Source organism: Microbulbifer sp. MKSA007, from assembly GCA_032615215.1.
GTDB lineage: Bacteria > Pseudomonadota > Gammaproteobacteria > Pseudomonadales > Cellvibrionaceae > Microbulbifer.
The window spans coordinates 4,666,498-4,689,748 of sequence record CP128433.1; the positions used below are offsets into that span (position 1 = coordinate 4,666,498).

The following is a 23,251-nucleotide window of genomic DNA, read 5'->3' on the forward strand; positions in this document are numbered from 1 at the left end:
ACCGCAAGGTATTCCTCTGCCAAAACAGCCGTCCCCGGCTGGGCTGTCAGCTCATATCAATTACCGCCAGCGCTTCCGCCAAGGTCTTGACCGAGTGCATTTCCATTCCCTCGATATCGTTCTTCAAGCGGTTGGCTGCAGGCACAATGGCTTTGCGGAAACCGTGTTTGGCCGCCTCGCGCAAACGCTCCTGGCCCGAGGGCACCGGGCGAATCTCGCCTGACAGCCCCACTTCCCCGAATACCACCAGATCCCGAGGCAGGACACGGTTGCGGAAACTGGAGACTACCGCCAATAAGAGTGTCAGGTCGGCGCTGGTTTCCATCACCTTTACCCCGCCAACCACATTGATAAAGACATCCTGGTCCCCCACCAAGACCCCACCGTGGCGATGCAACACAGCGAGCAGCATGTTCAAGCGGTTCTGGTCGAGGCCCACCGCTACCCGGCGGGGGTTGCCAAGACTGCTATCGTCCACCAGGGCCTGCAACTCTACTAACAGCGGCCGGGTGCCCTCCCACACCGAAGTCACCACAGAACCGGCCGCGATCTCCTCGGCCCTTTGCAGGAAAATGGCTGAGGGATTGGATACCTCTTTCAGGCCCTGCTCTGTCATGGCAAACACGCCGAGTTCATTAACGGCCCCAAAGCGATTTTTATGGGCCCGCAATGTGCGGAAGCGGGAGTCGTGGGTGCCTTCGAGGAGAATGGAGCAGTCGATAATATGTTCCAGCACCTTGGGGCCCGCGAGACTGCCATCTTTGGTGACATGCCCCACCAGAATCAGCGCCGTGCCAGTCTGTTTGGCAAAGCGGGTCAGGTAGGCCGCACTCTCGCGCACCTGTGCCACAGAGCCGGGTGCCGATTGCACATCGCTCATGTGCATCACCTGGATCGAGTCCACTACCATTACCCGAGGATTCACTTCCTTGGCCGCCAGGCAAATACGCTCCACATCGGTTTCGCTGAGCAATTGCAGGGAATCCGTGGGCAGACCCAAGCGCTTAGCGCGCATAGCAACCTGCTGGAGAGATTCCTCGCCGGTGATATAAAGCGCCGGCATTGAAGTCGCGAGATGGCACAGGGTCTGGAGTAAAACAGTGGATTTACCCGCACCAGGATGGCCGCCGATCAATACGACGGAGCCAGGCACCAGCCCGCCGCCCAGCACTCGATCCAGTTCCGAGGCCGTAGTGGGAATACGCGGCAATTCACTGAGGTCGATTTCCGATAGTTTTTGTACTTTGCCAGCACCAGCGGAACCGGCGTAACCACTTTGTGTATCGGTAAAATTCGCGGCGCGACTGTCTTTGTGATCCGGTCCCAGGCGTACTTCCGATAGGCTATTCCAAGTGCCACAAGCACTACACTGCCCTGCCCATTTGGTGTAGTCAGCGCCGCATTCATTACACACGTAGGCAGTTTTACGTTTTGTGGCCAAAGCACTCTCCCGAAAAGTCACAGAATTGATCGGCGCACAGTTTACCCCTTATCCGGCCGAGGCGGGTGGTGCTCAGCAGTCTAAAATGACTCTCCTACACGGATCCCTTCTATTGGCATCTTCTCCTTCCAATTGGTCTATCTACGCGATTGATCTAGATCAATTCACCCAGCCCCCTCCGAGATAACATCCGCCGCTGCCTCTACCCACTAATGGGGAGGCGCAGAACAACACTGACTAACCATCGAACAGGAAGTAAGTATGTCGTCTATTACTCTTCGCGGCGCGATTCTGGCGCTCGCCATGGCCTCGACCTCCGCCCTGGCTGCGGATCACGAAGTTAAGATGCTGAACCAGGGCAAGGACGGCATGATGACTTTTGAACCGGCATTTCTCGCAGTAGCACCGGGCGATTCTGTCACCTTCCTGCCCACTGATGCGGCCCACAACACTCACTCAGTTTTGTCCCCTGCCGAGGGCGCTACCTGGAATGGCAGCATGGGAGAAAAGGTGACTGTCACTTTGAACCAGGAAGGTGTCTACGTATACCAGTGCGACCCACATCTGCCGCTGGGTATGGTTGGGGTAATTCAGGTAGGTAAGGCAACCAACTTGGAAGAAGCCAAGAAGCATGCCGAAGGCATGAATGCCACCATCGCCATGAACAAGGAGAGGCTCACTCAATACCTCGGCCAAGTCCAATAAGAGGAGTCGCGGCGTGGACATCCTATTTGAAAAAGGTCACCACCTGGTTGCGCGGTTCGGCGATTTGGTTAAAGAGCAGAATGGCAGCGATGGGGTACAGGCCAATCAATTTGTTATTCGCCGCGGCACCAAAGGGGCGCTTATCGATCCCGGCGGCGATCTGACTTACACACACCTCACCATTGAGCTCAGCCGCCATTTGAACCTGAGCGAACTGGACCTGATCTTGGCCTCTCACCAGGATCCGGATATTATCGCCTCGCTGCCGCGCTGGATGCTGCATTCGCGCTGTAAGGTGGCGGTGTCGAAGCTGTGGTCGCGGTTTTTGCCACACCTGGTTTCCGGCTTTGTCGCCTCGCGTGCCGGTGCTGAACGCTGGCAGGAACGTATCATGCCTCTGGATGATAAGGGAGAAATTATCCCCTTCAGCGACAGTGAGATCTGGGCGCTGCCGGCGCACTTTATGCACTCCTGTGGCAACTTCAGTTTTTATGATCCGGTCAGCCGCATATTGTTTTCCGGCGATATCGGTGCCTCACTCGGTGGTGAGGAGGGCGAAGTCAAAGATTTCGACGAGCACCTGCCGTCGATGGAAGGGTTCCACCGCCGCTATATGGGCGGGAACTGGACCTGTCGCCTCTGGGCCAAGATGATTCGGGAACTCAACCCCGCAATGATTGTGCCCCAGCACGGCGGTTACTTTGCCTCAGGCGATGTCAAAGAGCGCTTCCTGGGCTGGCTAGAGCGCCTCGAATGTGGGCCGGACCTATTGCGACACCAGGACTTCCGCCTGCCCCTGGGCCGCTCTTAATCCGCCATCCCGCAAGCGGGAAGTTGCACCGGCAGAGGCCAGCCCATACACTGCGGGCTGGCTTGTTTTCTGAATACCGCCATGCACACCGGGATCTTCCGCCTATTTTTGCTCATACTGCTACTGGCCTTCGGCGGCCAGGCAGTTGCGTCATCCTGTGCGGAAACACACGAACCCCCAGCGGCATCCATCGCTGCAGAAGAAAAAGGCCATTGCGACGAGGCAACCCTTGAGAACTGCAGCGACAGCCATCCCTCCAGTTGCACTGCTGAATGCAGCTGCTGTGCAGGGCCAGGCACCAGCTCTGCGGTAAACGCTCAATATAAAATCCTTGTATACAACCGCAATCTACTTGTAACTGCCTACCGGGAATTTAATTCCTCTCCAGATCCGGAAATGGCACTACGCCCACCCATATTCCGCATTTAACGGGCCCCGTATGCCTAGGCATACGCGTACTCCCCAGTTTTACTCCAAATATTTTTTATAAATACTCGCGCGCCTGTGTGCGCCCTTAATCTCATCATCGGAGTTCATATGAATCGTTCAATTTTGGTCGCTATTGCGGCGCTACTCACAACCCTAGCATTAAGTGCCTGTGCCGAATCTTCAGACCCCAAAAAGGAAACTGTGAGCCTGACCACTTACAAATCCGCCACCTGCGGCTGCTGCAAAATTTGGGTTGAGCATGCCCAACAAAGTGGCTTTGACGTCGTAGCAAAGGATGTCGAAGACCTTAACGGCGTGAAAAAGCAGCACCATATCTCTCCGCGCTACCAATCCTGCCACACCACAGTGTCAGAACAGGGCTATGTTTTTGAAGGGCATGTACCGGCAAAGCTGATACAACGTTTCTTGCAAAATCCACCGCAGAATGCCATTGGCCTCGCAGTACCAGGTATGCCCCTGGGCAGCCCCGGTATGGAAGTGGGCGACCGTTTTACGCCCTATCAGGTAATGCTGCTTAACAAAGATGGCAGCAGCGAAATTTACGCCGAAATCAATACGGCACAGGAGCAGTTTTAAAAGGGACATCGATGAAAGATAGCTTCCGCACCGACGCCGTATCAAGGCGTACTTTCGTCACAGGTCTCGGAGCGGGAGCCCTGCTGCTGGGGTTACCCCACAGTTCGCACCCAAACTCGCCAACAGCTTCGGCAACAACCCTGCGCGGTAACCACTTTGATTTATCCATCGGGTACCGCCAGGTAAATCTTACCGGTCGCGAACGACAAGCCCTTACCATTAATGGCAGTCTACCCGGCCCCATTTTGCGCTGGCGGGAAGGGGAAACTGTCACCCTGAATGTCCATAACCAATTACCCGACAAATCCTCCCTGCACTGGCACGGTGTTAGGGTACCCAGCGATATGGACGGCGAACCGGGATTGAGCTTTAGCGGCATTCAACCCGGGCAAACATTTCGCTACCGATTCCCTTTGCGCCAAAGTGGTACTTATTGGTATCACAGCCAATCCGGGTTTCAACAACAACTGGGGCTAATTGGGGCAATAGTCATTGATCCGATATCTCCAGAACCATTTTCTTACGAGCGGGATTATGTTGTTGTCCTATCCGATTGGAGCGATGAATCTCCCCAAACTATTTATACCCATCTAAAAAAAGACCCGGACTACTACAACCGGCAACAGCGCACGGCTACAGATTTATGGCGTGAAGTGCGTACAAAAGGTGTCGCACGAACCTGGCGGGACCGGCATCAATGGAACTGGAAACAGCTTTCCGACCGCAATATCTCCCAGGTCACAGGCGAGACTTACACCTACCTGATTAACGGGCATACACCCGATACCAATTGGACTGCATTATTTAAACCTGGTGAGAGGGTTCGCCTGCGATTAATTAACGCAGCTTCGATGACCTTATTCGACCTGCGTATCCCCGGCCTGAAAATGAAGGTGGTGGCGGCCGATGGACAAAATGTCGAGCCCGTTAGCGTCGATGAAATTCGCATTGGCAGCGGCGAAACCTATGACATAATTGTCGAGCCAGAGAGTGAACAAGCCTACAGTATATTTGCGCAGTCCATGGACCGCAGTGGCTATGCGCGAGGCACACTGACAGGTGATATACGTCTGAGCGCAGAGATTCCCGCGATGGATCACCGCCCAGTGCTCACTCGGCAAGATCTGGGACTAGGGAGAAAAACCGAAGAGACAGACACACACTTTAAAACAACCCAGACTGCTCACACCGAAAAACATTCCTATTTGCCCGATGCAACTGAGGGGGGATGGTTTTACGGAAACCTCGCTGCAGCGGGGCTCGGTAGTAATAGCCCTATCATTCACCAGCCAAGTGAATCCGGATTCAGGGTGGATCACCGCGCGCTGACGCCAGCAAACGGCATCTCTGACCCCGGTGTAGGACTCAGAAACCATAAACATCGCTATAACCGCCGTGTACTGACTTACAGCGACTTGCGCAGCAATAAGCCTACTCAGGATCAGCGAGAGCCACAGCGGGAATTACAGTTACACCTGACCGGCAATTATGAGCGCTATCTCTGGTCAATAAATGGTGAAAAGTTTCGCGATGCCAGCCCATTATTATTTCGGCACCAGGAGCGCCTGCGCATTACCCTGGTCAATGACACTACGCTTCCCCAGCCCATGCACTTACACGGTTTTTGGAGTGAGTTGGAAACCGGCGACGGAGAGTATTTACCTCGCAAGCACACGGTAATCGCACAACCCGGATCAAGCATCAGTTACTTGGTCAGCGCCGACACCTATGGCCGCTGGGCTCTACACAGCCAAATGCTTTACCAGAGGCCCGGTATGTATCGGGAGGTGCGCATTGTTTAAGAATATTTCAGGGATAGCAGCAACACTATGGCTACTTGCTGCCCAGGCCAGCTATGGGCAGTCAGAACCTCAGCATCAACACCACAGCTACCAGTCCTCTGGCGAGGATAACGAAGAAGAACCCATGGCTGAAGTCAGCCTCGACTATGTGGAACTGCGAGGTGATAACGGCGGGGAAATCGAGGGAGACTTCAGCTATGGAGGAGAGCAAAATAAGTTTGTTGCCGAAGTTGACTATGAACGAAGTAGTGGGGAAATTGAAAAAAATGAACTCTGGGCGCTCTATAGCCGGGCAATTTCAGCAAACTGGAATTTCCTAATTGGAATTCGCCACGATTTTAATCTGGAGACTACCAGCCGGAATTGGGCTGCTGTGGGTATTACTGGAGAGTCTCCCTACAAATTCGAAATGGATGCAGTATTTTTCTATGGAGAACATGGCAGTACTGCATTTCGCCTGGAAGGCGAGTATGAAATAAAGTTGGCACAGGACTGGAATCTGGTCCCACGTATCGAGCTGAACTTTTTTGGGCAGAACGATGAGGCCCGAGGTAGCGGTTCCGGCTTATCGGAAGCGGAAGTCGGCTTTCGGCTCATGTATGAAGTCACCAGGAAATTCTCACCCTATATTGGCGTCCACTATGAACGGGAAGTGGGCAATGCCGCTGATTTCGCCCGTGAAGAAGGTGAGGATGTGGACTCAACCGTATGGGTACTGGGGTTTAGAGCTTGGTTTTGACAAAATCCAACTTCTTATATCTATACAAGTTGTACCACTTCGCATCAGCTGTAACTAACTTTACCGCCTCTTCAATCTGTCATAGCATCTAATAGATCTTAATCGCCTTTTTAAAAATATTTAAATTCAGCAAGGATGCCGGTGATATGATTTCCCCCGAATACTGTTAATCGCAGTTTCCCTACTGTGTGTGGGCCTATCAGCAAAAGCTGAAAGCCCACAGAGCCACTCTTCTGTTAGCACGACCAATCACCTGAGTTATGGTGATGAAATTCTTTTCTCATCCAGAATCTTGAGTCGTGAAATACCAATCAACATATATTTACCGCAAACGTTCCATCAAGCATCAAAGCAGCATAGATACCCGGTTATCTTTATTAATGGCACTCACGGCAAAGAATTTTTCCACGCCTTAACCGGGGTAGTAAAGCATCTAAGTAGCGTAGAACGTATGCCGGAAAGTATTGTAATCAGCCTTAATGATGGCGGTGATGAACCGGAAACCTACCTACATGGAATGTGGAAGCATACCACTGAGGAGAAGTTTAGCGCCCTGGGAAACCCTGAGACCTATAGTAAATTTCTAACTGAAGAACTATTCCCATATTTAGAAAGCAATTACCGCGCACTCAACAATAGAATGATTATTGGTGTCTCAACTAGCAGTATCTTTCCTCTCTACGCCCTAACTAACAAACCTGGATTGTTTCAGTCTTACTTCTTTTTATCTGCAGCTGACATATTTGGTATGGGGCCCACTTCAGAGAGTACTTTTATTAATGAAATAACCACAAGTATGCAGACCTCATCAAACAAGATCAATGCTTTTTATTTCGCGATGGCTGACAGTGATATGCGTAAAGATAAGCGCTATGAAAAAAATCTTAAGTCAAATTAACACCAAACTTTCTCCTTACGCAAAAGAGAACCTCAAACTAAAAATAGAAATTATTAACAATGAAAACCATTACGGTGCCTTTATAAAAGCCGCGTTATCGGCTATCGAGCTTAATTATCCCCACGAAGAATGGTCCGCAAATTATCGAGAATTGATATCCCAGCCTGGTGACGCCTTACAAAATATCGATCATTTCTACCAATCACTCTCACAGAAATATGGCTTTCCTATTTTACCCTGGGCTACACGCTGGAGAAATGTTAACAAATTAAGCTATATCACCAGTTTGTTACTAAAGGATCGTCGCATCCAAGAAGCTATCAGTGTTGCAAGGCGATGGGTGGAATATCGGCCAAACTCTATTGATGCCCACCAAAGTTTGGCCCAGGCGTTACAACAGAATGATGAAATTTCAGAGGCTTCTGATGTTTTGAAAAAAGCACTAGAAATTTCTCGCAATCAGGATAAAAGTAAAACGGCGGTGATAAATCGACAAATAGCTAAACTCAAGCTCAATTAGCATACGATTAAAAATTGTATTTACTTAAAATAAAAGGAGATAAATATATATATGGATTTCACCAGTGCTTTTCAATATAAAAAATGGGCCAACTTAGAGCTATTATCAGCTGGCGAAAAGCAACTTCATCTTCTACCCAAGGAAGATGCGATCTTCTTTATCCGTATACTCAATCATACTGCGGTGGTCGACAGCCTGTTTATCAGCCGCATTACCGAAACACAGGAGCTGTTTTCTTCAGATAACACAATTGAGACACCTACGATTCCAGAACTAAGAGAGAGAATGAATAACAATGATTCCTGGCTAATCAATTTCTCTCAAACAGCAACTTTATCCGATCTTGAGAGAGTAATTAATTTTCAATTTACGGACGGGGATTCTGGGCAACTGTCACTTTACGAAATTTTTGTGCATTTATTGACCCATGGTAGCAATCATCGAGGAATGGCATCGCGAACGTTATCTTCGAAAGGCCTGGAAAGGCCAAAAGACACTTTCACCCGCTTTCTACATGAAGTTGAGCCTCAAAGAGGAAAAATAGTAAGCACTTACAATATCAAATCTAAGGGCAAATTATAGAAAGTTATTTTTAGGGATAAAAGCAACAAAACAATGAGGGTTGTGTTGAAATTTTTTTTGCAATCTTATGATTTCCTCAAAAAACTAATTTATAGATTTCCATTCAACAAACAAGAACAAATAAACTTAACATGTTAACATTAGCAATCTGCAATAAGACATAAAAGATAAATAGCTAGGTAAGCGGATTAAGCTACTTGCCATCTAGTTCAGTCGTACCAATATTGAAAATAGTATTAATAAGGAAAACCTAAAAAGATCAATAAGATAGAATTGATACAGCAAAGACTATAAACTGACAAGACACTATAATTTTACATGCCGCAATGCAGCGGTTAAGCACCAATTTCCAGGGGTAACAACTATTAAACGAAGCCCTAAATAAGACTTAGATAGAGCATCATATTGAGCAATAAAAGGAGTTTATCTTTGAAGCACCTTCAAATTTTATCTATTTGCACTGGCCTTTTGACTACAGCTTCCATTCCTCTGGTAGCAGAAGAAGTAGAACCCACCCCGGCAATGGATTTAAAAGAACCGCCAATGGTGATAATCCATGGGCCTGTATCTATCCCCCTCTATGCTGACCCAGGAAATGTTGTTCCTGATCATCTAGAAGCATTTGGTTTCTACCAGTCAGGATGGGAAAAGGACGACATTCCTGATGCTGCGACATTGTCAACTTTTGTCAATATTGACTATGGAAAAGTTGACACATATATGGATGTTGCAAAAAGCAGTGGCACCAAGGTCTGGATATCGCTTCAATCAATTTTCTTTAGTGGTTATGATGACGGCAATAAAAAGAACGATGATTATTATGAAAGTTGGTTAGAAGCCAAGGAAAAGCTAAAACCTTACGAAGACATGATCTATGCATTTGACCCTCTTGACGAACCATACCATCGCTCAGATATGAACAATGATGACTTAAAGGAGTACCTGGAGGAAATAGGACTTCTACTCAAGGCTGATTTCCCCAACGCACGTAGAGCGATAAACTTTACAAAAGAAACCGTTGGGAAGATGAAGGATGCATACAATACTCCCCCTGTTCGGGCTGCAGACTACCACCTAACAATTATGATATGTTTGGCGCAGATTACTACAAGCATAAGAATTTTCAGTCTGATGTTGTTAACGACCTTATGTATGCAACGCAAGACATGGATGTAAAATACCACATAGTACCCCGCGCATTTAAAACCGACAGCCCAAGCTATAGTGTCATGACAGAAGAGGAGTTAATTATCCGCGCTTGGGATGCTTATGATTTTGCTGCAAGCAATGAAAAAATTGTAACAATCTTTCCCTTTGTCTGGCGCATAGCTGGGAATAATGAACATGATAAGTACACTTATTATGGTGTAAAAACTCTGCCACTTGTAAGATCACAGTATGAGATTCTTGGAAAAGCAGTTGCAATGTTTAGAGACTAAAAGGAAATAATATTTTCCAGGACGTCCACTTCTGAATAAAAAGTTGGGGTTACCGGAGCTTCACTCTGGTAACCCTATGCTTAGCAATTTAAATTACACCCAACCTGAGCCACAAATCACAATACATTTGCCCCCCCTTCGAGTATAAACTTCAAATCCGAGCTATTTAGTCACTAGGTTTAAATTATCAGCTGCCCTCACCTCATCTTTCCACCAGGCCTTTGTTGTGGTGGGAGATCGCAGGCGAACAGCCTCTCCAATGATAGGCGTTACCAAAGTGACACCCTGGTCTTTGGCTGCCGCCTGTGCGCGCTCCAGGGGTTCATACCAATCGTGTAGGGCAAGATCAAAAGTACTGTTGTGGATAGGTAACATTGCTCGCCCTCTGAGATCGATATGTGCCTGTACACTCTCTTCGGGCATCATATGAACCGAACTCCAAAGCTTGTTGTAAGCACCCGTTTCCATCAGTGTCAGGTCGAACGGACCAAATCGCTCACCAATTTCACGAAAGCCACTAAAATAGCCACTGTCACCGCTAAAGAATATACGGCCCTCGCGCCCTTCAATTACCCAGCTGGCCCACAATGTTGAGTCTTTATCCGTTAGTCCACGCCCGGAAAAATGTTGAGCCGGGGTCGCGGTAAAGTGCAAACTGCCCAAGGCAAACGATTCCCACCAGGCCAACTCCTCAATTTTTTCGGCCGGAATTCCCCAGTTACGCAAACGACTTCCCACCCCGGCAGGAACGATAAATTGCTCTACTTTATCCTTGAGTGCGCGAATACTATTTTTGTCCAAATGATCGTAGTGGTCATGGCTGATAACGACCGCTTTAATCGAAGGCAAGTCTCGAATCTCTATGGGCAACGGATGAAAGCGCTTCGGGCCCATCCACTGAACCGGGGATGCCCGCTTGCTAAATACCGGATCTGTCAAAACATACTGATCATCCATTCGAATCAGTACTGTGGAGTGCCCGAGGCGATATACGGCACTCTCAGCGACTGGGGCAGCCAGCTCCGCAGCGGGAATCTGTCGCAATGGAATAGGCTTCACCGGTGCGGGGGCTGCACGATCCGCCTTAATGTAGGCGCCGATCATCTCAACTATACCGCCACTACTGACTTTGTAGTCCGTATCACTGTTGCGGAACTTCTCGGGTTGATTTGTACAGCTACCAAAGAGACCTACCGACATAACAATCACTCCTGCCAGAATCCACCAGCGCTTCTTCATTTCACTTACCATGTAAACTATACAGTGCAGTGTATAAACTAACTATATAAAAGTAAACTATATAGTGTAAAATTTGCGTAATAAGTAACTCGCCGGCAATGGAATCCCCCGGCCCAGATTTCACAGAGATACCCATGACTGAAAAGAAACCAACCAGAAGTGAGCTGAAACGCCAAGCTATTATTGATGCCGCCAAGCAGGCTTTTCAGGAGCTGGGAGTGCAGGGCACGAGTATGGACGAGCTGGCAGCCCGAGCACAGGTATCAAAACGCACCGTGTACAACCACTTCTCCAGTAAAGAAGCCCTGGTGATGTATTTGATCGGTGAACTCTGGCAGCAGGCCACCCAGCCCTCCGGTTGTGACTACAACCCGGATAGTGATATGCAATCACAACTCCGCACACTGTTAGAGCAGGAAATAAAAACGATCTGCAACCCGCAGTATATTGAGCTTAACCGCATGGCCTTCGACTACTTCTTCCACCAGCCGGAAGCACTACAGAAGGAAATGGAAAAATATAAGGCCCATGAGACCGGGGTGCAGCGCTGGATTAAATCTGCCGTAGCTGACGGCCGACTAAAGTCTCTCGACATAGAGGTCGCCAGTGGGCAGATTCATAACTTAATTAAAGGCGGTTGCTACTGGCCTCAGTTACTTCAACTCTCTGGCCCACCGAGCTCCGCCGAGCAAGAGGCACTGGCCGAGCGCACCGCTGCGATGTTTTTAAGTTATTACCAAGCCTAGACCTACTATAGTGGCCGAATCCTTCTTGGCCACTCTATCTACATTCATGGCTTCCGACAGATGACCTACTAAATCCCAACGAGAAAAACACCTCTCAGAAATTGAAGCCATAGTCCCATCTGGCTACTGGCTTTTATCACCACTAAATTAACATCCAGAAAACAAACGCAACCAGCTTTTCAAAATTTAATTATTAATATAAATTAATACCCATAACAATTGTTAACAAGAGAAAACCGCCAACATCCTATATGCCTAAATACCCTCGACTGCTTTAAGAGAAGGCCAACCCAAAAAAATACCAGCATGAGAAATCCTAAAGTAGCCTCTACATTTATATTCTTACTCTGTGTAGTAAGCTCTTGTTTACAAGCGGAAGTCATCCCCACAAGTGTTAGAGCAAAAACATCTATATCTAGTGTTGAAGAGGAGCTTAAACAGGAGCTTTCTGAAAAAGGGCTTAAGTATGGCGCCCCTATTTTTATTCGCATATTTAAAAACCCCGGTATCTTAGAGGTCTGGATAGAGTCGGATAATAATTTATATTCTAAGTTTAAAAGCTACGATATTTGCACTTTCTCAGGAGATCTGGGGCCAAAATTGAGAGAAGGTGATCTACAAAGCCCGGAAGGTTTTTACTTTGTAAATGCTAGCCGGTTAAACCCTTGGAGCCAATATCATCTTTCATTTAATCTAGGGTATCCCAATCAATATGATCGGCACCATGGCAGAACAGGTAGTGCTCTTATGATACATGGAGACTGTGTATCTATTGGCTGCTTTGCAATGACAAATCCATTTATCAATGAAATATATGCACTTACTGCTTCAGCAATAGAATCAGGACAAAGAATTGTCAGGGTTCACTCCTTCCCATTTCCACTTGAGAATGAGATCTTATCTCAATACAAAGATAATCAATGGCATTCTTTTTGGCTGAACCTAAAAGAAGGATACGATTACTTCAACAAATATAGGCGCCCTCCCAATGTAGAAGTTGTCGAAGGCCTGTATACCTTTAATGAAAGTTAACATTTAGAGTATCAAAGTTGCCATTTATGGCAATAAACCAACGAGCAGGCAGAAAGCTACTAGCAGCTAAAAAATCACTGCCTGATACTCATCAAATGATTTGATACATAGCGCCCCAAAAACCCCGCAATATAACTATGGGTCATAAAAGTGCATAGTTCTATTCCTATATAGTTAATCGATGTTTTTAAGTTATTACCAGGCTTGAATCGCTGCCCTAAGAGGCCATTTTTCACCTACTAATTTACTCATAAAAAAGGCCCCCAAAGGGGCCTCTTTTATTTTATCGGGAACAAATTACAGTCTTTCCCAGAGTATTTCCCAGTTCCCGCCAACACCCGGCTCGAACTGTTTTGCACCTCTTCTCACTTCCTTACAGTAGTGGGAGTAAGCAGAGTCCTTACACTCGTAGACATTACCATCACGGCCCAGGACTTTAGTGCCCGCAGCATAGTTTCTATGGCCTCTAGGGAAGACATAATCATAATCCTGATCACTCGAGGATTGGTCATCGTCATTGGAGCTATCATCGTCTCCGTTTGAAGTATCGTCGTCATCATTAGAGGTGTCGTCATCGCCGTTGGAGCTATCGTCGTCACCATTAGAAGCGTCGTCATCGCCGTTCGAGCTATCGTCGTCGCCGTTCGAGGAGTCATCATCCCCATTAGAGGAGTCATCATCTGAGGTATCTTCAACCAGATAGAAGTTCAGGGTATTTTGATCAACCATGTTGCCATCGCGATCTTTTACCACCACTACAACCATATGGTGCCCTGCTACAGTCTCTGAGAGAGTCAAGCTAGTACTGGCAGTATCACCATCATCAATGTTATTGCTATAGCTTGATAGAGTATCACCGCCATGATTTACCACTGTAACCTCAACGCTGACATCTCCCGTAGCACTGAGAGCCAAGTCTAGAGAAATAGCACCGCCTGTAATTGTGTATTCACTTTCAAGGCCACTTACCGTTACTTCATAGTTGGGCTCTTCTTCGCTCAACTCGTAACCGATCTCGACATTTTCCAGGCCACTGCCATCTTTTAGATAAATGCGGTTGATACCGTACAGAGGCTCAAAGCTGTTATCACCATCGAAATCACCGGCGCGGATATCGGTCTGCTCTGCATTAATCAACTCAGCCAAATCGTGTGACCAGTTTTCAGCGATGCCCTGCTCTTCGGAGGCAATTTCCAAAACAGTGCTGTAAGACGAGTTTTCACCTGAGCCATCAAATACGCGGGTATATACTTTATCGCCAACGTTCAAGTCCTGCGCCGGATTGATGGTACCCGCAGCGCTCCATTCGGTATTAGTGACATTATCGCCATCGAATTCTACATCGATAACATTGTAGAAAGCGTTAACCGTATCACCCACATCCCAAACAGCCAGAATTACATGATAGCCCTCGCGATCCGGCACCTGACACTCGTGAGTTGTATTTACATCTGGCTGTTCATAATTGCCATCTATCTCACAGAATGGGTCGAGATCAAATTGATCGCGAGTCAAGACTGAATTCGGATTCCAATCTTCTTTAGTAATATAGTATTTCCAATCACGAGTTACATGGTTGGCGGTGAAGTACCATTTGAAGGTTTGCCAACCGGAGCTAATATAATTTTTTACCCAGCGATCAGATGTCTGTTCATTAAGCTCAGACCAGGCACTGCTTCCTCCACTGGCAATTTGCCCATCGGCAGGGCCGCTATCGGGAAAGCCTTCAGGACCTTCAATACTCTGTGGCTCCCACTGAACTGCGCCACAATTCAAATTCATTTCACCGGTATCTAATGCGTATTTACACAGGGTACCACGCGCAGAAGCTACACCACCGTCAGCGGCCTCAACATAACCATGACTGAAAGCATTAGAACTGGCACCGGCTAATACCACTGCCATTAATGTGCGATTGACTATCGGTTGTTTAAATACGGATGCTAATTTTTTCTTACGTAGAATCATATCTCTGCCCATTTATTACTTTGCGCTCAACTTCCTTCCCCAGCTGAACACAAATTTTTACTTTTAGAGGATGTAAATCCTGCAACGCTAGCGACAGAGTTATGGACCGCCACTAATTGGCACGGTTCCTATTATTTTTATAATTTAAATAAACAACTTTCAGCATGTCACCGAAAGATAAGTCTAATTTTTAATAAATACCATCCCATTAAAAGCTCCATACAAACACAAAAATAAAAACATAAACAATGACAAAATAATCTCTTACAAAATAGAAAAATTACGATCTAAAAAAAAATAAGACCACAATTTCAGTTAATTAATGCAACATAACATCAATAAAATCGACATTTAGTGGTATTTTATTCCAGCAAGGGCAGTCAGGTATAAATCCGAATATACCGCTTATAAAAATATAAAAACAAAATATGGAAGAACTATGAATTTCACACTTAAATTCTCCCGGAACTCAATATGAAACCCTAACTAACTCCACCTATCGCTTATCGGCAAAAAAATGGTGCACCCACGACAAAATTGAAACAGAAAAAACCTAGAAAACAACGGCCAATACTTCTTCTATAACTAATCGGGCAGAGGGTTTTCCAATGGAAATTAAAAATATTAGTTTTTTAAAGCTTTCACTTCACTGAATTCATACCGGCCAGATATCCCTGAGCCCACAGAAAATGCCACCTTTCGATAGCTTACAAATAGTATCCCCAATGAATCAAAACCGATATTTTGGGGCCTCAGAACAACTCTTTGACCCCATCAGTTTTAAGATTTAATCATGGAGTTTCTAAAGCCCAAGATTAATATCAGATTTGCGATAAACCACAGGTCTTTAATAATAAAAATACCGCTGGAGCTAAGTTGCCAGGGAGCTACCCAACTGCCTGGGTAGGAGTAGAGGAAGGTCTGGGTTGTTATAAATACTGCGGCACAAAGCAATAGTCCCGGCCAAAACAGCTGCCGGATATAAATACCCAAGGCGAGGATAGCCAGCGCAATCAAGTCATATATACCGATAAGATTTGAGGCCACCTGCACGCTAAATACACTGTATAACCACGACATCAGTGGCGAAGTGCTTACCAGGCCTTCAATCCCCTCAGCCTCAAGCGCTGTGAATTTCATCCCACCAATCCAGAGTAATACCAAGCCGACAGGGAAATAATTGAGCCATATCAGCTTTAGTGGACTCAACGAATCCCGATACAACCAGGTAATACCCAAGGTTAACAGGGCAAAGTACTTAATTATCCCCTGTCCTGAGCCAATTGCCGGAAAGCCGCCCAGGGAGTCGATCCAATGGCCGCTGCCAAGAAGACTCAGTAGGGGCACTAGCGATATTAAAATCAGAAGGATTGCCAGGGGCTTAACAACCCGCTCAAAGCGAAGGGCGAGTGCCCCCAAAATAGCGGCGACTGAAAAAATAATAGCGGTCAGTAAACGTATAGAGGAAAGCACCTCCTCATTAGTGACACCGTAGAATTCAAATACGCGCTTGATACCACCCCATTGGCCGGAAAAAAGCGCCACCGTAATAAGCGCAAAGGCGATGGCCACCAGGGCGAAGGGAAGTTTTCGAAGAAGGAATGACATTTGTTGACGACCTCTTAACAAATTAGAGCTTAGTCACCAGCCTGACCAGAGCCCCTCTCTCCATACAGGTGAAAGGCGGCTCTGGGGTATTGGTTAAATCTATGTCGTCTTGGCCCGGGGAATTATTACACCCCCATAGAGAATCACATTTACTGTTACTCCAGTATCAATGTGCCCCGATACATTTGCATCTGGCAGTTGAACGGGTATTCACCCGGCTCGGCTTTTGGTATTTCCACCAAGGTGTCCTGGTTCAGGGCAAGCTGAGCGCTGACTTCCAAGTCTGGAAACAATACCCACTCGGAGCAGGGACTTGGGTCCTCCCGGTGAAAATGCAAAGTCGCTGTGCGACCGGCGGGCAGGCGGATAAGATCCGGTTCGTAAACTCCATCCTTAACCAGAATCTGTAAATTATCCGTGCTCGGCGTCGCCTTACTGGCACTTCTTTTTGGCCCCAACCAAAACCACCAGATAACAGCCAGAATCATCAGCACACCGACGATATTTACGAGAACTTCAGCCATTTAGCGAGCCTCCGATGGTTTAAAGAAGCGCAGGCGGTTGGCATTACTGACCACCGTCAGGGAGGAAAGCGCCATAGCACCACCGGCAACAATGGGGCTCAGTAACATACCCGTAATCGGGTAGAGGACACCGGCGGCGATGGGAATACCCAGAGTGTTATAAATAAAAGCTCCAAACAAGTTTTGCTTGATGTTGTGCAAAGTGGCCCGGGACAACTCCACGGCATTGGCGACCCCGTGCAGGGAGGAACGCATTAGGGTGACATCGGCGCTCTCAATAGCAACATCGGTACCGGCACCTATCGCAAAGCCCACATCGGCCCGCGCCAGGGCCGGGGCATCGTTAATCCCGTCACCCACCATACCCACTCGCTCGCCTTTTTTTGCAATTCAGCGACGATCCCCTCTTTATCTTCCGGCAATAGTTCTGCGTGAACTCGATCGATGCCCAGTTGCCGGGCAACCGCTTCGGCACTGCCGTGATTGTCCCCGGTAAGCATTTCAATGCGTAAACCCAGTTTGCTCAGTCGCTCGATTGCAGCTTGCGCATCAGCGCGAATCGGATCGGCTACGGCAATAATCCCCCGCAACTTGCCGTCCACGGCGGCGTACATCACCGTGCGCCCCGCCGCAGCCAACGTGGCTGCCCGCTCATTCCAGACATCCAGGGAAATGGCTTCCTTTTGCATTAACTTGGTATTCCCCAACAGCACGCGACTGCCACCGATGTCACCACTCACACCGTGAGCTGTGATGGCCTCAAAGTTAGCTGGAGACTGCAATTCAAGGTTTTTTTCGTGAGCAGCCGTCACTATGGCTTCGGCCAAGGGGTGCTCTGAGCCCTGCTCCAGGCTCGCCACCAAGCGCAGCAGTTCATCGCTGTCGCCATCACTATCGATATCTGTCAGACGCGGAGAACCCTCGGTGAGAGTCCCGGTTTTATCCACAACCAGGACATCCAGAGTGCAGGATTGTTGCAGGGCCTTGCCGTTGCGCACCAGTACACCATACTCGGCACCTTTGCCCACCCCCACCATAACCGACATGGGAGTCGCCAACCCCAAGGCACAGGGACAGGCGATAATCAGCACCGAAGTCAGTACTACTAACATATGGGCAACCCGAGGATCGGGGCCCAAGTTGAACCAAACCAGTGCGGCCACCAGGGCAATAATCATCACCACTGGCACAAAGATACCGGATATCTTGTCCGCCAAGCGCGCGATAGGTACCCGGGAGCTCTGGGCATTCTTTACCATCTCGATAATCTGCGCGAGGCGGGTGTCGGAACCCACTTTATCTGCGCGAAACAACAGGCTGCCATTTTTATTTAGGGTGCCGGCGGCGAGGCTGTCACCCTCCGCCTTTTTCACCGGCACTGGTTCCCCGGTGAGCATGGACTCATCCACCAGGCTGCGCCCTTCAAGCACAGTGCCATCCACCGGAATTTTCTCGCCGGGGCGGACGCGCAGCTGGTCTCCCTGCTGCACCTGCTCGATAGGCAGGTCCACCTCTCGGCCATCTCTCAATACCCGCGCGGATGTATCCTGGAGCTCTAACAGCTTCTCCACTGCGGCACTAGTGCGCCCGCGCGCCCGAATCTCCAGTGCCTGGCCGAGGCTGATCAGGCCAATAATCATGGCACTGGCCTCGAAGTACACATGTCGTGCCGCTTCCGGTAAGAGATGGGGAACCAATACCACGATCATAGAAAAGAGCCAGGCCGTTCCCGTGCCCAGGGCCACCAGCGTATCCATAGTGGCATTGTGGTGACGCAGTGCCTTCCAGGCACCACTGAAGAAGTTGCCGCCACAGAAGACCAGCACCGCCAGGGTAATCAGTCCCATAACACCCCAGGCCAGCTGCTCCACCGGGGTATTCACCGATACCTTGTCGGTGATCAGCCCCCAGGCCATCATTGGCACGCCCACGCCCAAAGCAAATGCCGAGCGCCACAACTGCTGTCGGTAGTGCCGCTGTGTCTGCTCCCGCTGTTCCGCGCGCTGCTCTCGTTCACTACTTCGCAGGAGTTCAGCGCCGTAGCCCGCGCCTCGGACGGCTTCGATACAGGATTCAGCCTCTGCCGGGCCGTATACCGACAGGATTTTATCGGACAGGTTTACCCGGGCATCAGTCACCCCGGCTACGGCCTTAACCGCAGTCTCAATTTTGTTGATACAACCGGCACAATTGACTCCACTCAAACGGAACACCGTTGGCGCAGATTGTTGCTCCTTCGTCATCTTGCTCTCCCGCAACACCAATTACAGCGACAAAGTTACAACCTTACCGCTAGGGGAAGGCAACAGTTGGCAGCGCACCGCCCGCCGAAATTTCGCAGTCAATTCATCCTTCAGCTTAGTGGCTGACACTAGGGGCGGGAAAAGGCTGAGGATTCGCCAATGATCGCGCATGCGATGCGCCGGAATGTTATTATCGCGCCATGACACATCCCCTGCTTCCCGAAAGACCCCTGAGTATCTCTCCTTCTCTGGCTGCCACTGTCGGCCTGGAGGAAGCTGTGCTGCTCACTGCACTTGGCGACCTGGCTCCATTCCTTCCCCTGGAGCCCTACGGAGGCCGGGATTGGTATACCGCCGAGGGGGAGCAGCTATATCTGCTGCTGCCCTTCTGGCAGGCAGCGGATATCCAGCGGGTAGCCACCAGCTTGCGCAACCAGGGTGCCCTTCTGCTGGGGGCGGCACCATTCGGCAGTAGTGAGATTCTGAAGTTCGCCCTGCCCGGTGAGTACAAGCGCCCGGTGGCAACACCCCCTACCCCGTCCAACCGCAATGCCAACACTATTGCCCCCAGTTGGCAGCCGGATAGTGAAACCATGGCACGTATCGCCCAACTGGGTATTCCCGAGCACTTTGTAAGGGAGCAATTGCCGGAGTTTGTCACTTACTGGCGCGAGCGCGCCGAGCCCCGTCACTCCTTTGGCTCCCTGTTCCTGCGCCAGGTTAAAAGCAAGTGGGAGGCTTTTCGCGCAACGGCTCAGCGCAAACAGCCACTGCCCAACGGCTGGCAACCCAGCGATGAGACCCTGCGCAAGCTGGCAGACGAGGGAGTCCCCAGCACTTTTGTCGGTCGCGGCCTACAGCGCTTTCTCGATTACCACCGCTCCAGTGGCAAGCAGTCCATTTCCTGGGATTTGGAATTCAATGACTGGATTATGGAAGACTGGGAAAAGCAGGACACGCCATTTATCGAAAAACGCAAGCCCACTGCTATGTCCCGCGACTGGCAGCCCAGCGAGCACACCTGGGAGCAGTTGCAGCGCCTGGCCATCAATCCGCGCTTTGCCGCCGAATTGCTACCGGAATTCATTTATAAATGGACCGAGCGTGGTGGCCACAGTGCCCGCTGGGGTGAACTGTTTATCGAGTATGCGCGGGAAGAGTGGGCCTATTACTGCCAGGGTATTGAGAAAAACCCGGTGGCCAAACCCATCTCCCGCAACTGGCAGCCCAGTGGTGACTGCCTGAGTCATTTGATGAACCAATGCGAGATAGATCGCGACTTCGCTCTATCCCTGGTTCCAGAATTTATTATTTACTGGCGCGGTCAAAATGCCGCACGTAAAAGCTGGGACGCCGTATTTGTGCGTCACGCGCGCCACCAGTGGGCGGAGCGCAACAAACTGGCAATAGGAAACTCTTATGGCAATCCACAAGACTCCCACAACAACACCAACCAGCGCACCCGCGACCGGTCAATCGGCGACATACTCACAGACACAAACTGGTAGTGAACAGGGCCAGGAACTGCTGAACGAAAAGAAGCGCGCAATCAATGAAGTATTTGCGCTGTTTAAACTGAATTATCACAATCAGTTCAGCGCAGCGTTTCCAGACACTGAAACCCTTCACCACGCTAAGCGCCTCTGGCTGGAGGCCCTGCTTGCTTTCGCTCCCCAGGATATTATGCAGGGTGCCAAGCGAGCGATCCTGCAAAGTGAGTACCTGCCCACCGTACATAAAATGCTGCAGCTGTGCGCCGCTGGGGAGAATGGTTTACCGGAAGCTCGCGCCGCCTATCGTGAGGCCTGCAATGCCCCAAGCCCCAAAACCAATTACAACTGGAGCCACTTAGCGATCTATCACGCGGGGCGGGAATCCAACTGGTTTTTTCTTGCCAATAACCCCGAGTCTATCGCCTACCCGGTCTTTGCCGAGCACTATCGAAAAATATGTGAACGAGTCCTGGGGGAGAAAAACTAACCGCTCCAGAGCAATTAAAGCTGGAGGAAAACCCCGGCTCACCACTTTCCAAGGAAGAAAATTCGAAAAGACTCTCGGAGATGCGAGCAAAGCTTGGCATTTAGAAATTAACAGCCAACTGCTTACTCTGACTTTGAATACAGGGCCTGATACCTAAAGGCCCTCACGCCAATGACTTGTGAAGTAAAAGCCCTGATCTAGCTTTACTGTGCTTGAAATAAAAATAAACAAAGCACAGGACAGATCATGAATAATTTTAAGACCACCGTAAAAACAAGTTTGTTTTCCAGCCTTATATTCACTTTCGCTACAAGTACCAGCGCTGACTTTGCCAACAGGAAATATATTGGGGCTACCCTCGGTGAAACCTCTTATCCTCAATTTTGCTCATCTGCAAACCCCCGGATAAAATCACAGATTCCTCAAGGATCTACAGACGGACGTTTTCATTGCAATAGTAGCGGCAGTACGATTAAGTTTTATGGCGGCTTGCGTTGGAACAGATACCTCGCCCTTGAAATCAGCTATCTAAAACCTTCAGCTGCGCAAAGCAGCTTTTATACCAATAATGAAAATGGAGAGTATGCAAAGGCTGCATACCAGGTTGAGACACATTTATTGACCGCCTTTTTATTGGGTTTTTATCCTGTTAACTCCAATATAAATATGTTTGCCAGAGTCGGGGGCGGAGCTTGGAGAGGAAAATTATCAGAGCAACAATCCGCTCAATTTTATATCCCCCAGCAATTATCCAATGGACAATTCACGGCACAACTTCAGACGTTCGATAAAGACAAGTCCCAAAACCACAAAGGCCCTCACTGGGGAGTTGGGGTCGGGATGAATTATATCTATAGGAATCACTGGATTTGGAGACTGGAGTGGGAGAAACTGGAGCCCACTGGAGTAGACTTCAATGCAGAAACACTATCACTGGGTTTAGGGCGGCTTTTTTGAATTTTGTTAATTGACACCTATAACTTTATACAAATTAAATAGAGTTCCCGCGAACTATTACTGGGAACTCTACCTTTAGGCGCCGAATCCAGTTAATAGAGTAGGTCCTACCTTCGATCAATCTAAAAGACGTTATTATTTTGGTGGTTGCCTTAATCAAATTTCACTCTAAAATCAGCTTCAGCGGTCCCCCCATATAAGCTAAACAAGGTCAAACCATGAACCGCTTTAGCCCCCTATTCATTATTTTTCTACTTTCCTTACCTGCCCTTGCTTGCGCCGATTTCTACTCACACAAATATGCTGGTATTTCTTTCGGTAACCAGCATGCCAATAACTTGTGTAGCGAAGCAGAAAAGCGAGTTCAACAAATTAGCGCCAGCTTAGATCAAGTGGATCTCAGTCGGTGTAATGATAAAAATAACGCCTGGAAACTATTTGCAGGAATTCGATGGACACCTTACCTGGCAATTGAAGCCAGCTATCAAAATTTCAATAAGTACCAGCTGGATACCCATATCTCATATGGGGATGGTGAATATTTAAACTATTTCTCTGATTTTGATAGCCAGCTTTTCAATATATTTTCCCTGGCATATCTTCCCCTGGGAGAGTCATTTAGCTTATTCGGGAAACTTGGCACCGGGATCTGGTACGCGGAAACCAATGAGATTCAGAAGGGTGAAGTTTTTATCCTATACCAGCTTGAAGATGGCAGTTTAATAGAACAATTAACTCCAGTCAGAGGTGAATTAACCGATAGCAGCAATGGATTCCACTGGGCATATGGTGCTGGTGTTAACTATAGCTATAGGGGCAAATGGAGCCTACGGATAGAGTGGGAACAGTTTTCAAAAATTGGGGGCGATACGTTTCTGGATGAAATAGATAGTGAAGCTATCACCATGGGGTGGAGTATTAACTTTTGATAAAGTAAGGAAGGTTCAACATTAATTATTCCTAGAAAAACAGCTATCAGATCACCGATTCA

The 23,251-nt window shown here is 48.6% G+C and carries 24 protein-coding genes; 17 read left to right on the top strand and 7 right to left on the bottom strand.

What is annotated here, in order from left to right:
- Positions 1–46: 46 nt before the first annotated feature.
- Positions 47–1,441: a DNA repair protein RadA gene (radA, locus tag QT397_23650; protein ID WNZ55804.1), complete on the bottom strand. Its 1,395-nt coding sequence runs from the start codon at positions 1,439–1,441 to the stop codon at positions 47–49.
- Between the two features lie 261 nt (positions 1,442–1,702).
- Here radA and QT397_23655 point away from each other — a divergent pair, with 261 nt between their 5' ends.
- From QT397_23655 to QT397_23705, 11 genes are all read left to right on the top strand, one after another.
- Positions 1,703–2,146, top strand: coding sequence for a pseudoazurin (locus QT397_23655; protein ID WNZ55805.1), 444 nt, complete (start codon positions 1,703–1,705; stop codon positions 2,144–2,146).
- Between the two features lie 13 nt (positions 2,147–2,159).
- Positions 2,160–2,957 (top strand): MBL fold metallo-hydrolase, encoded by a 798-nt coding sequence (locus QT397_23660; protein WNZ55806.1) that lies wholly within the window; start codon positions 2,160–2,162, stop codon positions 2,955–2,957.
- Positions 2,958–3,038: 81 nt separating this feature from the next.
- Positions 3,039–3,386 (top strand): hypothetical protein, encoded by a 348-nt coding sequence (locus tag QT397_23665; GenBank protein ID WNZ55807.1) that lies wholly within the window; start codon positions 3,039–3,041, stop codon positions 3,384–3,386.
- Positions 3,387–3,494: 108 nt separating this feature from the next.
- A complete protein-coding gene (locus tag QT397_23670) occupies positions 3,495–3,983 on the top strand; it encodes a DUF411 domain-containing protein (protein WNZ55808.1) in 489 nt (162 codons plus the stop codon).
- 11 nt (positions 3,984–3,994) lie between these two features.
- Positions 3,995–5,785: a copper resistance system multicopper oxidase gene (locus QT397_23675; GenBank protein ID WNZ55809.1), complete on the top strand. Its 1,791-nt coding sequence runs from the start codon at positions 3,995–3,997 to the stop codon at positions 5,783–5,785.
- Positions 5,778–6,524 (top strand): copper resistance protein B, encoded by a 747-nt coding sequence (locus QT397_23680; GenBank protein WNZ55810.1) that lies wholly within the window; start codon positions 5,778–5,780, stop codon positions 6,522–6,524. Before QT397_23675 ends, QT397_23680 begins: the two co-directional genes overlap by 8 nt.
- A gap of 190 nt (positions 6,525–6,714) precedes the next feature.
- Positions 6,715–7,422: an alpha/beta hydrolase-fold protein gene (locus tag QT397_23685; GenBank protein WNZ55811.1), complete on the top strand. Its 708-nt coding sequence runs from the start codon at positions 6,715–6,717 to the stop codon at positions 7,420–7,422.
- A complete protein-coding gene (locus QT397_23690) occupies positions 7,397–7,942 on the top strand; it encodes a tetratricopeptide repeat protein (protein ID WNZ55812.1) in 546 nt (181 codons plus the stop codon). The genes QT397_23685 and QT397_23690 overlap by 26 nt, the downstream gene beginning before the upstream one ends.
- A 51-nt stretch (positions 7,943–7,993) precedes the next feature.
- Positions 7,994–8,524: a DinB family protein gene (locus QT397_23695; GenBank protein ID WNZ55813.1), complete on the top strand. Its 531-nt coding sequence runs from the start codon at positions 7,994–7,996 to the stop codon at positions 8,522–8,524.
- 429 nt (positions 8,525–8,953) lie between these two features.
- A complete protein-coding gene (locus tag QT397_23700) occupies positions 8,954–9,700 on the top strand; it encodes a hypothetical protein (GenBank protein WNZ55814.1) in 747 nt (248 codons plus the stop codon).
- Positions 9,701–9,753: 53 nt separating this feature from the next.
- On the top strand, positions 9,754–9,963 hold the full coding sequence (locus QT397_23705; GenBank protein WNZ55815.1) for a hypothetical protein: 210 nt from the start codon (positions 9,754–9,756) through the stop codon (positions 9,961–9,963).
- Between the two features lie 162 nt (positions 9,964–10,125).
- Here the strand turns inward: QT397_23705 and QT397_23710 are convergent, their stop codons facing one another.
- Positions 10,126–11,202, bottom strand: coding sequence for an MBL fold metallo-hydrolase (locus tag QT397_23710; GenBank protein ID WNZ55816.1), 1,077 nt, complete (start codon positions 11,200–11,202; stop codon positions 10,126–10,128).
- A 134-nt stretch (positions 11,203–11,336) separates the two neighbouring features.
- On the opposite strand from QT397_23710, the gene QT397_23715 reads away from it, so the two are divergent.
- Together QT397_23715 and QT397_23720 are read left to right on the top strand one after the other, a co-directional pair.
- The gene (locus QT397_23715) at positions 11,337–11,948 is read left to right on the top strand and encodes a TetR/AcrR family transcriptional regulator (protein ID WNZ55817.1); all 612 of its coding nucleotides are present in this window, start codon (positions 11,337–11,339) and stop codon (positions 11,946–11,948) included.
- Between the two features lie 306 nt (positions 11,949–12,254).
- Positions 12,255–12,980, top strand: a complete 726-nt coding sequence (locus tag QT397_23720; GenBank protein WNZ55818.1) for a murein L,D-transpeptidase family protein — start codon at positions 12,255–12,257, stop codon at positions 12,978–12,980.
- 297 nt (positions 12,981–13,277) lie between these two features.
- Here QT397_23720 and gbpA read toward each other — a convergent pair whose 3' ends face one another.
- The 5 genes from gbpA to QT397_23745 all read right to left on the bottom strand — a co-directional run bounded on the left by gbpA (position 13,278) and on the right by QT397_23745 (position 19,323).
- Positions 13,278–14,948 (bottom strand): N-acetylglucosamine-binding protein GbpA, encoded by a 1,671-nt coding sequence (gene gbpA / locus QT397_23725; protein WNZ55819.1) that lies wholly within the window; start codon positions 14,946–14,948, stop codon positions 13,278–13,280.
- 780 nt (positions 14,949–15,728) lie between these two features.
- Positions 15,729–16,556, bottom strand: coding sequence for a DUF417 family protein (locus tag QT397_23730; GenBank protein WNZ55820.1), 828 nt, complete (start codon positions 16,554–16,556; stop codon positions 15,729–15,731).
- A 155-nt stretch (positions 16,557–16,711) separates the two neighbouring features.
- Positions 16,712–17,080 carry a cupredoxin domain-containing protein gene (locus QT397_23735; protein ID WNZ55821.1) on the bottom strand — a complete coding sequence of 123 codons (369 nt, stop codon included), beginning with the start codon at positions 17,078–17,080 and terminating at the stop codon, positions 16,712–16,714.
- Positions 17,081–17,443: an HAD-IC family P-type ATPase gene (locus QT397_23740; protein ID WNZ55822.1), complete on the bottom strand. Its 363-nt coding sequence runs from the start codon at positions 17,441–17,443 to the stop codon at positions 17,081–17,083.
- Complete coding sequence (locus QT397_23745; protein ID WNZ55823.1) at positions 17,380–19,323, bottom strand: heavy metal translocating P-type ATPase; 1,944 nt, start codon at positions 19,321–19,323, stop codon at positions 17,380–17,382. The genes QT397_23740 and QT397_23745 overlap by 64 nt, the downstream gene beginning before the upstream one ends.
- 200 nt (positions 19,324–19,523) lie before the next feature.
- Between QT397_23745 and QT397_23750 the strand changes: the two genes are divergently transcribed.
- The 4 genes from QT397_23750 (at position 19,524) to QT397_23765 (ending at position 23,189) form a co-directional block, all read left to right on the top strand.
- A complete protein-coding gene (locus tag QT397_23750; GenBank protein WNZ55824.1) occupies positions 19,524–20,831 on the top strand; it encodes a DnaT-like ssDNA-binding domain-containing protein in 1,308 nt (435 codons plus the stop codon).
- Entirely contained in the window at positions 20,743–21,303 is a 561-nt protein-coding gene (locus tag QT397_23755; GenBank protein ID WNZ55825.1) for a replication protein P, read from the top strand. Before QT397_23750 ends, QT397_23755 begins: the two co-directional genes overlap by 89 nt.
- Positions 21,304–21,549: 246 nt before the next feature.
- Complete coding sequence (locus QT397_23760; protein WNZ55826.1) at positions 21,550–22,260, top strand: outer membrane beta-barrel protein; 711 nt, start codon at positions 21,550–21,552, stop codon at positions 22,258–22,260.
- A gap of 218 nt (positions 22,261–22,478) precedes the next feature.
- The gene (locus QT397_23765) at positions 22,479–23,189 is read left to right on the top strand and encodes an outer membrane beta-barrel protein (protein ID WNZ55827.1); all 711 of its coding nucleotides are present in this window, start codon (positions 22,479–22,481) and stop codon (positions 23,187–23,189) included.
- Positions 23,190–23,251 lie beyond the last annotated feature (62 nt).